The sequence below is a fragment of the Streptomyces megasporus genome, assembly GCF_000718985.1.
In the GTDB taxonomy this organism is placed as follows: Bacteria; Actinomycetota; Actinomycetes; order Streptomycetales; family Streptomycetaceae; genus Streptomyces; species Streptomyces megasporus.
On sequence record NZ_JODL01000001.1, the window covers coordinates 277,975 to 293,039 of the forward strand.

The 15,065-nt window shown below is 71.2% G+C and carries 14 protein-coding genes and 1 pseudogene; 4 read left to right on the forward strand and 11 right to left on the reverse strand.

Going from position 1 to position 15,065, the window contains the following annotated elements; translation table 11 throughout:
• Window positions 1–9: 9 nt before the first annotated feature.
• The gene (locus IF47_RS0101205) at window positions 10–1,503 is read right to left on the reverse strand and encodes a PAS domain-containing sensor histidine kinase (protein WP_211257147.1); all 1,494 of its coding nucleotides are present in this window, start codon (window positions 1,501–1,503) and stop codon (window positions 10–12) included.
• A gap of 347 nt (window positions 1,504–1,850) precedes the next feature.
• Window positions 1,851–2,471 (reverse strand): TetR/AcrR family transcriptional regulator, encoded by a 621-nt coding sequence (locus tag IF47_RS0101210; RefSeq protein WP_037731685.1) that lies wholly within the window; start codon window positions 2,469–2,471, stop codon window positions 1,851–1,853.
• An 83-nt stretch (window positions 2,472–2,554) separates the two neighbouring features.
• Between IF47_RS0101210 and IF47_RS0101215 the strand changes: the two genes are divergently transcribed.
• Window positions 2,555–3,346 (forward strand): glucose 1-dehydrogenase, encoded by a 792-nt coding sequence (locus IF47_RS0101215; RefSeq protein ID WP_051716753.1) that lies wholly within the window; start codon window positions 2,555–2,557, stop codon window positions 3,344–3,346.
• Between the two features lie 61 nt (window positions 3,347–3,407).
• Here the strand turns inward: IF47_RS0101215 and IF47_RS0101220 are convergent, their stop codons facing one another.
• The 5 genes from IF47_RS0101220 to IF47_RS0101240 form a co-directional block, all read right to left on the reverse strand.
• The gene (locus tag IF47_RS0101220; protein WP_031505980.1) at window positions 3,408–4,490 is read right to left on the reverse strand and encodes an SIS domain-containing protein; all 1,083 of its coding nucleotides are present in this window, start codon (window positions 4,488–4,490) and stop codon (window positions 3,408–3,410) included.
• A gap of 45 nt (window positions 4,491–4,535) precedes the next feature.
• Window positions 4,536–6,077 (reverse strand): glycoside hydrolase family 3 protein, encoded by a 1,542-nt coding sequence (locus IF47_RS0101225; RefSeq protein ID WP_031505982.1) that lies wholly within the window; start codon window positions 6,075–6,077, stop codon window positions 4,536–4,538.
• An 8-nt stretch (window positions 6,078–6,085) separates the two neighbouring features.
• Window positions 6,086–6,907, reverse strand: coding sequence for a carbohydrate ABC transporter permease (locus tag IF47_RS0101230; RefSeq protein ID WP_031505983.1), 822 nt, complete (start codon window positions 6,905–6,907; stop codon window positions 6,086–6,088).
• A 104-nt stretch (window positions 6,908–7,011) separates the two neighbouring features.
• A complete protein-coding gene (locus IF47_RS0101235) occupies window positions 7,012–8,046 on the reverse strand; it encodes a carbohydrate ABC transporter permease (protein ID WP_031505984.1) in 1,035 nt (344 codons plus the stop codon).
• Window positions 8,047–8,149: 103 nt separating this feature from the next.
• The gene (locus tag IF47_RS0101240; protein WP_031505986.1) at window positions 8,150–9,424 is read right to left on the reverse strand and encodes an extracellular solute-binding protein; all 1,275 of its coding nucleotides are present in this window, start codon (window positions 9,422–9,424) and stop codon (window positions 8,150–8,152) included.
• A 309-nt stretch (window positions 9,425–9,733) separates the two neighbouring features.
• On the opposite strand from IF47_RS0101240, the gene IF47_RS0101245 reads away from it, so the two are divergent.
• From IF47_RS0101245 to IF47_RS0101260, 3 genes and pseudogenes are all read left to right on the forward strand, one after another.
• On the forward strand, window positions 9,734–10,531 hold the full coding sequence (locus IF47_RS0101245) for a GntR family transcriptional regulator (protein ID WP_031505987.1): 798 nt from the start codon (window positions 9,734–9,736) through the stop codon (window positions 10,529–10,531).
• 255 nt (window positions 10,532–10,786) lie between these two features.
• Window positions 10,787–11,103: pseudogene (locus IF47_RS29090) on the forward strand (sodium:solute symporter); the annotation flags it as partial.
• A gap of 92 nt (window positions 11,104–11,195) precedes the next feature.
• The gene (locus IF47_RS0101260; RefSeq protein WP_031505988.1) at window positions 11,196–11,717 is read left to right on the forward strand and encodes a GNAT family N-acetyltransferase; all 522 of its coding nucleotides are present in this window, start codon (window positions 11,196–11,198) and stop codon (window positions 11,715–11,717) included.
• A gap of 115 nt (window positions 11,718–11,832) precedes the next feature.
• Here the strand turns inward: IF47_RS0101260 and IF47_RS0101265 are convergent, their stop codons facing one another.
• The 4 genes from IF47_RS0101265 to IF47_RS0101280 all read right to left on the reverse strand — a co-directional run bounded on the left by IF47_RS0101265 (window position 11,833) and on the right by IF47_RS0101280 (window position 15,060).
• A complete protein-coding gene (locus tag IF47_RS0101265; protein WP_051716757.1) occupies window positions 11,833–12,381 on the reverse strand; it encodes a hypothetical protein in 549 nt (182 codons plus the stop codon).
• A 50-nt stretch (window positions 12,382–12,431) separates the two neighbouring features.
• Window positions 12,432–13,169 (reverse strand): D-Ala-D-Ala carboxypeptidase family metallohydrolase, encoded by a 738-nt coding sequence (locus tag IF47_RS0101270; RefSeq protein ID WP_031505992.1) that lies wholly within the window; start codon window positions 13,167–13,169, stop codon window positions 12,432–12,434.
• A 167-nt stretch (window positions 13,170–13,336) separates the two neighbouring features.
• Window positions 13,337–13,969, reverse strand: a complete 633-nt coding sequence (def, locus tag IF47_RS0101275; RefSeq protein ID WP_031505993.1) for a peptide deformylase — start codon at window positions 13,967–13,969, stop codon at window positions 13,337–13,339.
• An 80-nt stretch (window positions 13,970–14,049) separates the two neighbouring features.
• Window positions 14,050–15,060, reverse strand: coding sequence for a tetratricopeptide repeat protein (locus IF47_RS0101280; protein ID WP_031505994.1), 1,011 nt, complete (start codon window positions 15,058–15,060; stop codon window positions 14,050–14,052).
• Window positions 15,061–15,065: the final 5 nt, after the last annotated feature.

Genomic DNA, 15,065 nt, shown 5'->3' on the forward strand with positions numbered 1-15,065 from the left:
GTCCCGGCCCTAACGCCTCTCCTCCCTCACCGGGATGTCGAGGACCACCCGGGCACCGCCCCCAGGCGCCGGCATCATGTCGAAGCCGCCGCCCAATTCCCCCTCCACCAGCGTCCGTACGATCTGGAGCCCCAGGTTCCCCGCCGTGTGGGCGTCGAAGTCCTCGGGCAGACCGCGGCCGTTGTCCTGCACGGTGACCAGCAGCCGTCCCTCCTCCCGGCGCGTCCCCGCGCTCCGGACGGCGGCGACCTCGACCAGCCCCTTCTCCCCCGGCTTGAAGCCGTGCTCCAGGGCGTTCTGCAGCACCTCGGTGAGCACCATGGCCAGGGGGGTGGCCACTTCGGCGGCCAGCACGCCGAAACGGCCCGTGCGGCGTCCGGTGACCAGCCCCGGGGAGATCTCGGCGACCATCGCCAGCACCCGGTCGGCGATCTCGTCGAACTCCACGCGCTCGTCCAGGTTCTGCGAGAGCGTCTCGTGGACGATGGCGATCGACCCGACCCTGCGGACGGCCTCCTCCAACGCCTCCCGCGCGGTGTCGCCGCTGCCCTCGCCGATGCGTCGGGCCTGGAGCCGCAGCAGGGCGGCGACGGTCTGGAGGTTGTTCTTCACCCGGTGGTGGATCTCCCGGATGGTGGCGTCCTTGGTGATCAGCTCCCTCTCCCTGCGCCGGAGTTCGGTGACGTCGCGCAGCAGGATGAGCGAACCGATCCGGACGCCCTTGGGTTTGAGCGGGATGGCCCGGAGTTGGACCACGCAGCCGTTGCCCTCGATCTCCGTCTCGCGCGGCGCCCAGCCACTGGCGAGCTTGACCAGGGACTCGTCCGTCGGGCCGCGGGAGGGCGCCAGTTCGTCGGTGGTCTGCCCCAGGTGCAGCCCCACCAGATCGGCGGCCAGGCCGAGTCGGTGGTAGGCGGAGAGCGCGTTGGGGCTGGCGTACTGGACGACGCCCTCGGCGTCGAGCCGGATCAGTCCGTCCCCGACCCGTGGGGAGGCGTCCATGTCGACCTGCTGATCGGGAAAGGGAAACGATCCTGCGGCGATCATCTGCGCGAGGTCGGAGGCGCTCTGCAGGTAGGTCAGCTCCAACCGGCTCGGCGTCCGCACGGTCAGCAGGTTCGTGTTGCGGGCGACGACCCCGAGGACTCGCCCCTCGCGGCGCACGGGGATGGACTCGACCCGGACCGGCACCTCCTCGCGCCACTCGGGGTCGCCCTCCCGCACGATCCGCCCCTCGTCCAGGGCGATGTCCAGCAGCGGGCGGCGTCCGCGCGGCACGAAGTGGCCGACCATGTCGTCCTGGTAGGAGGTGGGTCCGGTGTTGGGGCGCATCTGCGCGACGGAGACGTAGCGCGTCCCGTCGCTGGTGGGGACCCACAGCACCAGGTCGGCGAAGGAGAGGTCGGACAGCAACTGCCACTCGGAGACCAGCAGGTGCAACCACTCCAGGTCGGAGTCGCCGAGGAGGGTGTGCTGGCGTACGAGGTCGTTCATGGAGGGCACGGTGCGAGCCTAACCGGCGACCGGTCGTGTCGTACGTCTGTCCATACGCGCTCGTGTAAGCAAGAATTGACGACAGCCGCTCCGACCGGCCGGAGATGTGTTCAAGGCATGGACACGTTCGCCTGGTCCAGTCCAGAATGGCCGAGGACTTCTGCCCTCCCCGCACAGGAGGGTGGAACGAGACCGGGTGCTCTCTGCCCTGACTGCGCCGGGTCTCCGATCGCTCCGGGCTGCGGTGCCGGACGGGTTGAGGGTCCCGTCCCGGCGCCGCGGCCCGTGGGTGTCCCCGGGCCCGCCGGCTCTCCGCTTGTCCTCCGTGGCGTTCGTGGCTTCCCCCATGGGTGCCTTCAGAGGGTGTTCTCGGGACCTTCCCCCGGCCAGGCCCGCATCGCGGTGGCCGCCACCGCTTCCAACTCCTCGCGACCGGCGCCGTCGCGCGCCTGCTGGGACATGCCCTGCAACACGGCCCCGACGAACCGGGCGAGCGCGGCGGCGTCGGTCTCCTCGGGCAGTTCCCCGGCCTCGACACCGGCCCGTATGCGGGAGGTGAGCGCGTGGACGTTCTCCTCGCGCATCCCTCGCAGGGCCTCGGTCACCTCGGCGGAGGCGGGCGCGGCGTTGACGGCGGCGTTGATCACCAGGCAGCCGGGCGGACGCCCCGGTTCGGTGTACTCCACGGCGGCCTCGCGCAGGACGCGTCCGACGGCGCTCCGCGCCGTGGGCTCCTCGGCCAGGGCGCGCCCGATGAAGCCGCCGTACCGGCGGACGTAGACCTCCACGACCTCCTCGAACAGCGTCTTCTTGTCGCCGAAGGCCGCGTACAGGCTGGGTGCGGCGATGCCCATGGCGCGGGTGAGGTCGGCGATCGAGGTCGTCTCGTAGCCGTGTTCCCAGAAGGCGCGCAGGGCCTTCTCCAAGGCCGTGTCGCGGTCGAAGGAGCGGGGTCGTCCGCGGTGCCTGGTCGTCATGGCACCGATTTTATAGCGGTCGCTCAAGAAAGCGTGCTACGGTTCTTCTGTAGCGACCGCTAAAGAATGAAGGGGGAATCGACGTGCCCGCACTCGAGGAGCGGACGAGGACGACGGAGGGCTCGCGGCTCGTGGGCAGAACGGCCCTGGTCACCGGGGGCAGCAGGGGGATCGGGCGGGCCGTGGCCGAGCGGCTGGGCCGGGAGGGCGCCCGCGTCGGGGTGCACTACGGCCGCGACGAGAGGGCCGCGAAGGAGACGGTGTCCGCGATCGAGGCCGCCGGCGGATCGGCCTTCGCCATCCGGGCGGAGCTGGGGGTGCCCGGCGACGCGGAGGAGCTGTGGGCGGCCTTCGACCGGGAGGCCGACGGGCTGGACGTGTTGGTCAACAACGCCGGGATCACCGGAAAACGCGAACCGCTGTCCGGGATGACGCCGGAGGACTTCGACCGGGTCTTCGCCGTCAACACCAAGGCGCCGTTCTTCATCACCCGGCTCGCCCTGGAACGGCTGCGGGACGGTGGGCGGATCGTCAACGTCTCCACCAACCTGACCCGCGGCAACACCGTGCCGGCGTTGATCTCCTACGCGATGTCCAAGGGTGCTCTCGACGCCTTCACCCTGACCCTCGCCAGAGAGCTCGGTCCACGCCGGATCACGGTCAACGCCGTGGCTCCGGGTGCGGTGGACACCGATATGAACGCGGACTGGCTGCGCGGGAACGACGAGGCGCGGCGGCAGACCGCTGCGCAGAGCGCCCTGGGGCGGGTCGGCGAACCGCGGGACATAGCCGACGTGGTGGCCTTCCTCGCCTCCGACGACAGCCGCTGGATCACCGGCCAGTGGCTGGACGCCACGGGCGGCGCGCTGCTGTAGGCCGCCACCACCCCCGGGCCCCGTACACGGGGCGGAGGTTCGGGGGCGGTGGCGCTCGGGTTCAGCGGGTCTCGGTGACCTTGGCCAGGGCGCGGGGCACGTCCGGGTCCTGGCCTCGGGCGATGGCCACCTCGTAGGCCAGCATCTGCAGCGGGAGGATCTCCAGGATGGGCTGGAGTTCCTCCGGCACGTTCTCGGTCGGCAGGACGAAGCCCGCGGCGGCTTCGGCCACCTGCTGCTCGGGGCCGACGACGACGAGGTCGGCACCGCGTTCCCTCACCCGGTCGAGGACGGGCTGTAGCGCCCTGCCTCCCTTGCCGTCGGTGACGATGGCGATCACCGGGGTGAGGTGGTCGACCATCGCCAGCGGTCCGTGCAGCAGGTCGGCACCGGAGTAGGACAGTGTCGGGATGTAGCTGGTCTCCATCAGCTTCAGCGCGGCCTCCTTGGCCGTGGGATAGCCGTAACCGCGGGAGGTGACGACCATGCGCTCGGCGAAGCGGTAGCGGGCCGCGAGGCGCCTGACCTCGTCCTGGCGGGCCAGGATCGACTCGGCCAGGTCCGGCAGCACCTTGGCCGCGGTGCCGAAGGCGCCCCCCTCGCCACCGCGGAGACCGTCGACCAGAAGGGAGAGGGACAGCAGTTCGGCGGTGTAGGTCTTGGTCGCCGGGAGGGCCTTCTCCGGGCCGGCCAGGATGTCGATGTGGAACTCGCTGACCTCGGCCAGTGGCGAGTCGGGATTGTTGGTCACCGCCAGGGTGACGGCACCGGCCTCGCGGGCGGCCCGGGTGGAGGCGACCAGATCCGGGGAGCCGCCGGACTGACTGACGGTGACGACCAGACAGTCGGTGAGGTCCTGCCGTGCCCCGTAGGCGGTGGTGGTGGACATGGAGGTCAGCCCGCAGGGCTTGCCCAGCAGGATCTCCGACAGGTACTTCGCGTAGAGGGCGGCGTTGTCGGAGGTGCCTCGGGCGGTGAGCAGGACGAAGCGGGGGTCGCGGGCCGCGATGCGCTCGGCGACCTCCCGGATCCTCGGCGCGCCCTCGCCCAGGATCCGCCGTAGTACGGCGGGCTGTTCTGCCATCTCACCGGCCATGATCCGACCCGGACGGTCGCCGTGCGGTGCCGGAGTGGTGGCGGACATGCTGAGGACCTCCCGTTGTCTGTGGTGCGTGCGGTTCGCGGGGGTTCAGCCGTCGGTTCTCCGGCCGACGACGACCTCCGCGGCGGCCCGTCCGCAGACGCGGGCGGCGCCGTGGGTCGCGATGTGGAGTGCTCCGGAGGGCGGTGCCTGGGGCAGCCCCATCTCGACCACGACCGTGTCCGGCCGGGTGGCGAGCAGCGTGTCCAGAGCGTCGGCCATCCAGGGGTGCCGATGGACGTCGCGTACCACCGCGACGATCTTACGGTCCGCCGCCTCGTCGAGCATCCGCTCGACCAAGGCGGACGCTCCCGCCTCCTCGGCCTGCTCGCGGCTCCAGGAGCCGGTCGTGGTGCCCGGGCACAGGTCCGCCAGTTCGGCCCCGAGTCCCCAGGGCGTCTCGTCCCCGACGGCGATGTTGGCCACGGGGGTGAGGGCGGCGACGTACAGCGGTCCGTCCGGAGGCGTGTAACCCTCCGCGCCGGTGACCTTCAGGGCGCGACGGGCGGCGGTCAGCCCGATCTCCGGGGCGGGCGGAGCGGCCTCCGCTCCGCGGGCGGACGCCCCGGCCGCCCAGCGGGCGAGCGCGCGGACCCGGTCCGCCGCGTCGGCGAGCCGTTCCTCGGACAGTTCCCCGTCCGTCACGGCCTTCACCAGTGCGTCGCGCAGGCGCAGCACGGTGTCCTCGTCGGCCAGTCCCCCGCCGACGCAGATGGCGTCGGCGCCCGCGGCGACGGCCAGCACACTGCCGCGCTCGATGCCGTAGGTCGCCGCGACGGCCCGCATCTCCATGCCGTCGGTGACGATCAGTCCCCGGAAGCCGAGCCCGCCCTCGCTCTCGGGCGCGCGCAGCAGGTCGGTCAGGACGGCCGGACTGAGCGTGCCCGGGAGCGAGGGGTCGAGGGCGGGCAGCAGGATGTGGGCGCTCATCACGCACTTGCTGCCCGCGGCGACGGCCGCCCGGAACGGGACGAGTTCGCGCTCGACGAGGGTGTCCAGGTCGGCGTCGATGCGGGGAAGGGCGTGGTGGGAGTCGACGGCCGTGTCGCCGTGTCCGGGGAAGTGCTTGGTGCAGGCGGCGACCCCGGCGGACTGCAACCCCTCGATCCAGGCGGCGGTGTGCCGGGCCACCAGGTCCGGGGTGTCGCCGAAGGAGCGGACGCCGATGACCGGGTTGTCGGGGTTGGAGTTGACGTCGGCCGAGGGCGCCCAGTCGAGGTTGACCCCGCACTCGGCCAGCCGGCGCCCCAGCTCGCGGGCGACGGCGCGGGTCAGGTCGGTGTCGTCGACCGCGCCGAGGGCGAGGTTGCCCGGGAAGGACGACCCGGTCCTCGCCTCCAGGCGGGTGACGTCGCCGCCCTCCTCGTCGACGGCCACCAGCACCTCGGGTTGGACACCGCGCAGTTGGGCGGTGAGCGCGGCCAACTGCGCGGGGGACTCGATGTTGCGGCCGAACAGGCCCACGGAGAGAAGTCCCTCGTCGAGCCGGCGCAGCAGCCAGTCGGGGGCCGAGGTGCCGGTGAAGCCCGGCTGCAGGACGGCGAGGGCGTTGCGGGTCAGGGTGTCGGTGGCGCCGGTGAGAGTCGTCATGGGAGGCGCTATCCCTTCACTGCGCCGGAGGTCAGGCCGCCGACGGCACGTCGCTGGAGAACGAGGAACAGAAGCAGCACGGGAACGGCGAACAGGGACGAGGCGGCCATCGTGGCGCCCCAGTCGTTGCCGAAGGCGGACTGGAACCGGGTCAGCCACAGGGGCAGGGTGTACGCCTCGGAGTCCTTGTTGAGGACCAGCACCATGGCGAACTCGTTCCAGGCCGTGATGAAGCCGAAGAGCGAGGTGGACATCAGTCCGGGGGCGAGCAGCGGGAAGACGACCCGGAAGAAGCTCTGGGCCCGGTTGCAGCCGTCGATCATCGCGGCCTCCTCCAACTCCCGGGGGACCGCGGCGATGAACCCCCGCAGCGTCCAGATGGTGAAGGGGAGGACCATCACGAAGTAGATCACCGTCAGGAAGCCGATGCTGTTGAGCATCCGGGCGTCCCGCGCGATCAGGTACATCACGATGACCATGACCTCCCAGGGGGCCAACTGCGCCATCATCACGGCGAGCAGCAGGCCCTTGCGGCCCCGGAACCTCATGCGCACGATCGCGAAGCCGGCCGCGAGCGCGACGACCAGGGCGAGCAGCACGGCGCCGATGGTGACGGTGAGGCTGTTGCGGACGTACGTCCAGAACATGTCCACGCCGGTGGCGGTGCCGTAGTGCTCGAAGGTGGGGGTGAACAGAAGGGTGGGGGTCTCGGTGAGGACCTCGGACGCCGGTTTGAGGGACGTGGAGAGCATCCAGTAGACGGGGAAGACGAAGAAGACCGCCAGCACGAGCGCCACGGCGTTCAGCGCACCGCCGCGCAGGCTCTTCATCCGTTTGGCCCTCTTGGCCGCTCCCTTGGCCGCTCCGTCGGACGAGGGCCGCCGCAGGGGGGTCGCCACAGGCGCGCCGACCGGGTCGGCCGGGGTGGTGTTGCTCACTGCTCCTCCTCCTGCTTGAGGATCAGGCGGAAGTAGAAGGACATGGCGACCAGCAGGATCAGGATGGTCAGCACGGAGGCGGCCGCGGCGACGCCGAAGTTCATCTGGGCCATGCCCTCGATGTAGGCGAAGACCGGGAGGGTCTCGGAGCCCCGGTCGGGTCCGCCGTTGTTGAGGGCGACGATCTGGGCGAACGCCTTGAACACCCAGATGATCTCCAGGAAGGTGGTGATCAGGAAGAACGGCTTCAGGATCGGGAAGACGACCGAGCGGAAAATCCTCCCGTTGGAGGCCCCGTCCACCCGGGCGGCCTCGTACAGTTCCCCGCCGATGGTGGTCAGGCCCGCGTACAGGTTGAGGGCGACGAACGGCACCGACGCCCAGACGATCATCAGGGTGACGATGGTCAGGGTCGAGAACCCGGTCTCGAACCAGTTGTGCTGCTCGTACCCGGCGAACCCCAGGGTGCGCATCGCCCAGTTCACCACGCCGAACTGGGTGTCGAAGAGCCAGCGGAAGACGGTGGCGGACGCGACGACGGGCATGGCCCAGGCCATGACCAGGGCCAGGGAGAGCACGAGCCGCATCTTCTTGCCGAGGGCGTTGAGCAGCAGCCCGACCAGCGTGCCGAGCCCCATGATCAGCACCACGTTGACCGCCGTGAAGACGAACGTCCGGACGACGACCGTCCAGAAGGCCTCGTCGCCCAGCAGTTCCGTGTAGTTGTCGAACCCCGTCCACACGGTGGCCCGGGAGATCATCTCGATGCGGCCGAGCCGCTGGAAGGAGAGCAGCGCGTTCCTGACCAGCGGATAGCCCAGGAGCACCAACAGGGAGACGGCCGCCGGGGCGATCAGCGCGTAGGGCAGCCATCCCGACGACCGCGGTCGCCCGTCGCGCTCCCCCCGCGCGGTGCTCCTCGGCGCCGGGTCGCCGGGCGGCAGGACGCCGCCGGCCTCTCCTGTGTCCCGGGGGGCGTCCTCCACCGGCCCTCCGGCGGTGGGCGCCACTCCCCTGGCGTGCACGGTCATGTCTACTTCCTCGCGGTCACGGGCGTGCGGCCCCACCGGGTTGACTTCCTGCCTGAGGGGCGGGGGCGCCCGCGGATCGGACCGCGTGGCGCCCCCGGTGGCGTCAGCTCTTGTTGATCCGCTCGTCGATCGCCTTGTCGGCTTCCTCGCCGGCCTTCGTCGGGTCCGTCCCCTTGAGCACCTTGGTCATGTACTCCTTGATCGGGTTGGGCTCGGTCTCGACGTTGGCCCAGCCGGGGGTGACGGGGGTGATGTGCCCGACCTCGGAGGCCTTGACCATGGCCTCGGCGAAGGAACCGGCCTCGGGTTGCACCTGCGCGGCCTGGGTGTTGGGCAGCAGGCCGCCCCCGGTGGCCTCGGCGTACTTCTTCATCCACTTCTCCGAGGTCGCCGCCTTCAGCCACTCCTGGGCGAGCTCCTTGTTCGGGGAGCGCTCGGCGACGGCGAGGTTCGAGCCGCCGAAGAAGACGCTGCCCGGCTTGTCGGAGGTCTTGCCCGGGATCGGGAAGTAACCGAAGTCGGCCTCGCCGCCGGCCTCCTCGATGGCGGCGACGGCGCCGGCGGCCTCCCAGCCCAGACCGATCCAGGAGGCGACGTCCCCCTTGGGCACCACGTCGGTGGACTGCTGCGGCGTCGCCTCGTCCGTGTCCTTGGGCGCCTTGGAGAAGGACTGGAGCTCCTTGTAGAAGGAGATCGCCTTCTCGGCCTCGGGCGTGGCGAGCGCGCCCTTCCAACCGTCCCCGTCCCGGACCGCGAAGTCGCCGCCCTCGTCCCACAGGAACCCGGCGAAGACGTACCAGCTCTGACCGGGCAGGTAGATCGGCTGGACGTCCTTGTCGGACTCGCGGATCTTCTCCAGGCCCTCGATCCACTCCTCGCGGTTGGTCGGGGGCTCGACGCCGGCCTTCTCGTAGATCTTCTTGTCGTAGACCACCACGCGGTTGGCGGCGTACCAGGGGGCCGCGTAGAGCTTCCCGTCGAGTTCGGCGGACGGGAGCATGCCCTTGTTCCAGCCGTCGTAGCCGAGTTCGCCCTTGAGGTCGGTCAGGTCGGCGAGTCCGCCGGTGACCGCGTAGCCGGCGGTCTGGGTGTTACCCAGCTCGATGACGTCCGGCGGGGCGTCCTCGGAGAGCGCGGTGGTGATCTTCTCCTGGATCCCGTTCCACTGCTGTTCCTCGATCTTGACCTCGACGCCCTCGTGCTCGGCCTCGAACTCCTTGTTGAGTTCCTCGACCCACTCCTTGGGAGCCGATCCGTCCATGACCCACACGGTCAGCGTCTTGTCTCCGTCGGCCGTCCGGCCGTCTCCGGAACCGCAGGCCACGAGACCGGTCATCATCGCCGCGACGCCGATCGCCGCCATGCCCTTGCGCTTCACGTCCCCTCCTTCGGGATGCCTGAAATCCCCCCGCCCACCGCCCGAGAGGTCGACTCCCGCCGATGCTCCGCGCCGGTCGTGCCGTGCCGCGCGGGCACCGGTGTTCGAGGCGGCATTCGACGAGTGCTTCCCGTGGGGCCGGGTTGTAGTGGTGTAGACCAGCGCCCGCAGCTTGGCCTAGACCTTTTCTGCTGTCAACGGTGTATAAAGCTCGCGGCCGCATCCGTTACCGGACCGACACCTGAGCCGGGACGCCACCGGGGACGGGGACCGTGCCACGATGTGAGCCGCTATGTACGGAGGAAGCCGGTGACTGCACGACACGAGTCGGGAAGACATGCGCCCAAGGGCGACAGGGGCACGACCGCCGGCGGCACGGCCGGGCGCACCGCGCGCGTGCCCAAGTACTACCGCCTCAAGCGCCACTTGCTGGAGATGACCGAGACGATGCCTCCCGGTACGCCGGTCCCCCCGGAGCGCACGCTCGCCGGCGAGTTCGACACCTCGCGCACGACCGTGCGCCAGGCGCTCCAGGAGCTGGTCGTCGAGGGGCGGTTGGAGCGCATCCAGGGCAAGGGCACCTTCGTGGCCAAGCCCAAGGTCTCCCAGGCCCTCCAACTCACCTCGTACACGGAGGACATGCGCGCCCAGGGCCTGGAGCCCACCTCCCAGTTGCTGGACATCGGGTACGTCACCGCCGACGACCGGCTCGCCGAACTGCTGGACATCCCCACCGGAGGCCGCGTCCTGCGCATCGAGCGGCTGCGACTGGCCAGCGGCGAGCCGATGGCCATCGAGACCACCCACCTGTCGCAGAAGCGCTTCCCGGCGCTGCGCCGCAACCTGGTGCGGTACTCGTCCCTCTACACGGCCCTGGCCGAGGTCTACGACGTCCACCTCGCCGAGGCCGAGGAGACCATCGAGACCTCCCTCGCCACCCCGCGCGAGGCGGGCCTGTTGGGCACGGACGTCGGCCTGCCGATGCTGATGCTCTCCCGGCACTCGCGCGACACGGACGGCGAGCCGGTGGAGTGGGTGCGCTCGGTCTACCGCGGCGACCGCTACAAGTTCGTCGCCCGCCTCCAGCGCCCCGGCCGCGGACGGTGACCCGTCCCGGTGCCCGTCGACGGGCACCGGGACGGACGGGCACGGGGACGGACGGGCACGGCGGCCGTCGCTCACGTGTCGGTCCGGCGCGAGCGGACCGCCCGCCGGGCGGCGACGGGGAAGCCGGCGGGGGCGAGAAGCGACAAAGGACTTGGCCGTCGCCGTGACCGGCGTCCTCGCCACGATGCCCTGCATCGCGCCCCGACTCGTCGGCATCCGGGCGGTGCTGGACGTGATGGGCGTCGGCGGCGGCGAGTCGGCGCCCTGGTCCCGGCGGCCATCATGTCGATCGTGGCAGCCAACCTGTTCACCCGGAACATCTACGAGGACTTCCTCAAGCCGGACGCCACCCCGCCCAGGAGACCCGGGTCTCCGATCTCACCTCGCTGTCGGTGAAGGTCGGCGCGCCGGCCTTCGTCCCGGGCATGGACAAAACGGTGGCGATCAACTTCCGGCTTCTGGGCGGCATCTGAATCCTGCAGACCTTCCCCGCGATCGTGGGCGGTCTGTTCACCCGGTGGTTCCACCGCTGGGCGCTGCTCGCCGGCCGGGCCGTCGGCATGCTCTACGGCATACGGCACTGAGCCGGGCCCCGTCCCCCTCCCGCACCCCGTCGACGGAATCCCACCGGGCCCTGTCGGCGGGGTGCCTCATGATGACGACCATGGACATCGCGATCAGGGCGGCCCGCCCCGAGGAGTTGGCGGCCGTCGGAGAGTTGACGGCCCGGGTGTATCTGGACGGCGGCCTGCTGGACTTCGGGGAGGACGACCCGTACCTCGCCGTGTTGCGCGACGCGCGGGGCCGCGCCGAGCACGCCGAGGTGCTGGTGGCCGTGGAACCCTCCCGGCCCGAGCACGCCGGCGGCGAGCTGCTGGGCACGGTGACCTTCGTGGGGCGCGGCGGGAGGTACGCGGACATCGCGGAGCCGGGCGAGGGCGAGTTCCGGATGTTGGTCGTGCACCCGGCGGCGCGCGGACGCGGGGTGGGCGAGGCGCTGGTGCGCGAGTGCCTGGAGCGGGCCCGGGCCCTGGGGCTGCGACGGCTGGTGCTCTCCAGTCAGGACCGGATGTACGCCGCCCACCGCCTGTACGAGCGTCTGGGCTTCGTCCGCACCCCCGAGCGGGACTGGTCCCCGGTGCCGGGGCTTCCCGCCCTGCTGACCTTCGGGCTGTCCTTGACCTGACCCTGGGCCGGCCCTGGTCCGGCCCTGTGGCTCGGTGTCACGCGGACGGAACGGGGGGGGTGCGCCCCCGGACCGGTGTGGGTCCGGGGGCGCACCCGGTGGAAGGACGGCCGGGTCAGCAGCCGCCGCAGTTGTAGTACGTCACGTCCCAGTGGTTGCTCTCGCGGAAGTAGATGTTCCCCGAGCCCGACTGGTACTTGTTGCCGCCGATGTAGGCGAAGCGGCTGGTGATGTAGTTGTCGAGGCAGGTGGAGAGCCGGTAGTCGAGCTTGTAGCCGTTCCAGTGGCTGTACGTGCCGCTCGCGTGGCCGGTCTCCGTGCCGCCCGTGATGTGGATGGCGCAGCCGCTGGCGCTCTTGAGCGTCTCCGCTCCCTGCACCGTCGCCAGGTTGATCTGCTCGAACGAGGTGCAGGTGGGATTGTTGCGGTCGGAGCAGCCTCCGCTGGAGGACCAGGTGATGCCCGCCGCCCGGAAGCGACTGGTCGCCTGGGAGTGCGTCAACTTGGTGACCAGGGCCGCGGCGGGGGCCTGGACGGACGTCCCGGACGCCGCCCGGACCGCCGTCGTGGCCTGGGCCGTTCCCGGCAGCGCGAGCAGCGCCAGGGACAGCACCGGTACGCCGACCGCGGCGCGCCACAGGGACTTCTTGGTGGGAGGTTTCATGGGTGACCTCTCCGTGGTGGGGGAGGGGGTGGGGGGAGAGCCCGTGGGGCTCAGATGCCGCAGGTCGGAGCCGACCAGTAGCGGCTGGAGCGGTGGTCGACGTGGGTGTGGTCGTTGTGGCCGGGGTAGCCCGGGCCGAGGATGCCGTTGAAGCCGTGGTTGCGGGCCTGCTGCGCCATCCTGCACAGGGTGTGCGAGCCGGCGCCCAGGTCGACGCCGTCACCGTAGAGGTGCCGGCTGTTGGAGGCCCCGCCCACCGCGCTGTTGCAGGAGTAGGAGCGGAAGCCGCTGGTCACGCGGATCGGCGCGTCGCCCAGGGCGTGCCGCATGGCCTCCAGCTTCCACATGGAGATCAGGGCGTTGCGCTTGGCCGTCGCCGCGCTCACCGCCCCGCCGCTCCAGGTGGAGTTGCACTGGTTGAGCTCGCTGTAGGAGAAGTGGATCGGGGTGCAGTCGGCGTCCTGGAGGGCGTAGATCTTGCTGAAGGTCTGCGGGCCGGCGATGCCGTCGGCGGTCAGGCCGTACGCGGCCTGGAAGCGCTTGACGGCGGCGGCGGTGGCGGGCCCGTAGGAGCCGTCGATGGCCAGCACGTTGCCGTAGCCGGGGTAGCCGGAGACGCGGATCTGGAGTTCGGCGACGTCCGAGCCGGACATGCCCTGGGAGAGGGTGCGGTTCCAGGTGTAGCACGCGTCCGCGTGGGCGGTGCCCGCCGTGGAGACCGTGCCGACCAGTGCGGCTGCCGCGATCATGACAATACTGAGGACAAGGCGGATGGTACCCCTGAGCATGCTGCCTCCGTAGGGGGGAAGTGGGGACGCGTGAGAGATTGGCGGAGACGGTCTACTCGCGTCAACACCCCCGGAAACGCCAATGGGCGAGCCAATGAAAGGCCCGCCCGTCGGCGCGTCGACCGGCTGCTCCGGGCCCCGGCGTCGGAGCCCTCCGGTCCCATGGGTCAGTCGTTGGGCACCGTCTCGTAGCGCGGCGTGCCCTCGGCCATCTGCCGCAGTACGTCCTTGCGTTCGCGCTTGGAGAGCCGGTCGATGTACAGACGGCCGTAGAGGTGGTCCGTCTCGTGCTGGAGGCAGCGGGCGAAGTAGCCGGTGCCCCGCACCTTGATCGGCTTGCCCTGGGTGTCCTGCCCGCGCACGACGGCGTAGTCGGGGCGCGCGAGCGGGGCGTACGCGCCCGGCACGGACAGGCAACCCTCGTTGGAGTCGTCCAGCACACGGCGCCCGGCGGGCAGTTCCTCCAGCACCGGGTTGCAGACGACACCGACGTGCCGCACGCCCTCGTCGTCCTGGCAGTCGTAGACGAAGACCTTCAGGTCGACGCCGATCTGGTTGGCCGCCAGGCCGACGCCCTCGGCCGCGCGCTGACTGGCGAACATGTCGTCGACCAGCTTCGCCAGCTCGTCGTCGAACTCGGTGACGTCCTTGCACTCCCGGTGGAGCACCGGGTTGCCGACGACGGTGATCGGACGGGCGGTGCCGCGCTCCCGGTGGGCCCGCTCACGCTCCTCGCAGTCCTCCGTGTCGACGATGAATCCCTCGTCGTCCACCCGCTGACCGGTCTCGTGCTCCGCCATCTTCGCCATGTGCCTTCCTGAGTCCTTCACCACGACCCGTACAGAGTACGGGCCCCGGGGCGCCCCGTGCCCCGCCGGTCTCAGCAGACCTCTTCCAGATCGCGCCACTCCCGGGTGTCCGGGCTGTCGGCGACCCAGCCGTCCAGCAGACCGCGCACCAGGCCCGCCGGAGCCGCCAGACCGCACTCGCGCTCGGGCACCCACAGCTCGCCGGAGGTCATGTGCCCCAGCGGCCCCGGATGCCCCGGCACGCTGTGGTCGTGCGGATCGTGGCGGGGCGCGCCCTCGACCTCGTCGCTGGGCATCCGGCTCTCCGAGCAGGAGCGGCACAGCAACCGCACCGAGGACGACCAGTCCTCGGCGGCGTAGCCCGCGTCCGCCGCCAGCCGCTCCAGCGCGTCCCGGTCGGCCTCGGTCGCCGCCTCCAACAGCACCACCCAGGTCGGCACGGGGGAGGGCGCCCACAGCTCTATCTCGTCGAAGACCGGATAGGTGTGCCCCGAGGCGGTGGTCCGCTCCCCGTGCGGCACGCCGTCGTGCAGCACCACCTCGCCCCAGCGGCGCCCGGAGGACGGCAGGGGGATGTTCTGCACCTCGATGCGGGCCGGGTCCAGACGCCGTCCCCACACCACCTCCGCCTCGCCCTCGGGTGACAGGCGCACGGCGGCGCTGCCCAGCTCCATGCCGGTCGGCGGGCCCGTACGGCCGTCGTCGCCGGCGGCCCGGTCGGTCGGGGCCGCGTCCGGCACCCGCAGCCCGTACGCCTGCCAGGCGCGTCGGGCCAGCGGCCAGTCCTGCAGGGCGGTGGCGGCGATGCCGACGTTCCACCAGTCGGGCGCCCCGGTGGCCCGGTCCAGGAGGGCGACCGCGCGCAGTCCGGCGGCGCGCGCCTGCTCCCAGTCGCGCCGGAACTTGTGCAGCAGGGCGAGGTTGAACCAGGACTCCGACAGCCACGGCTCCAGGTCGGCGGCACGGGTGAGCAGCTCGCCGGCGTCCTCGTAGCGCCCGTCGTCGATGAGCGTGAACGCGCGGTCGGTGGCCAGCCGCCAGTCGGCGGATGGCCGGTTCCGTGCCTTGCCGAAGATCCTCACGATGT

Excerpts from the sequence above, each read along its gene's own strand:
- IF47_RS0101260 (WP_031505988.1), top strand. The coding sequence starts at position 11,196 with ATGGACATCGCGATCAGGGCGGCCCGCCCCGAGGAGTTGGCGGCCGTC.
- IF47_RS0101270 (WP_031505992.1), bottom strand. The coding sequence starts at position 13,169 with ATGCTCAGGGGTACCATCCGCCTTGTCCTCAGTATTGTCATGATCGCG.
- IF47_RS0101210 (WP_037731685.1), bottom strand. The coding sequence starts at position 2,471 with ATGACGACCAGGCACCGCGGACGACCCCGCTCCTTCGACCGCGACACG.
- IF47_RS0101220 (WP_031505980.1), bottom strand. The coding sequence starts at position 4,490 with ATGTCCGCCACCACTCCGGCACCGCACGGCGACCGTCCGGGTCGGATC.
- def (WP_031505993.1), bottom strand. The coding sequence starts at position 13,969 with ATGGCGGAGCACGAGACCGGTCAGCGGGTGGACGACGAGGGATTCATC.
- IF47_RS0101235 (WP_031505984.1), bottom strand. The coding sequence starts at position 8,046 with ATGACCGTGCACGCCAGGGGAGTGGCGCCCACCGCCGGAGGGCCGGTG.
- IF47_RS0101265 (WP_051716757.1), bottom strand. The coding sequence starts at position 12,381 with ATGAAACCTCCCACCAAGAAGTCCCTGTGGCGCGCCGCGGTCGGCGTA.
- IF47_RS0101225 (WP_031505982.1), bottom strand. The coding sequence starts at position 6,077 with ATGACGACTCTCACCGGCGCCACCGACACCCTGACCCGCAACGCCCTC.
- IF47_RS0101230 (WP_031505983.1), bottom strand. The coding sequence starts at position 6,907 with ATGAAGAGCCTGCGCGGCGGTGCGCTGAACGCCGTGGCGCTCGTGCTG.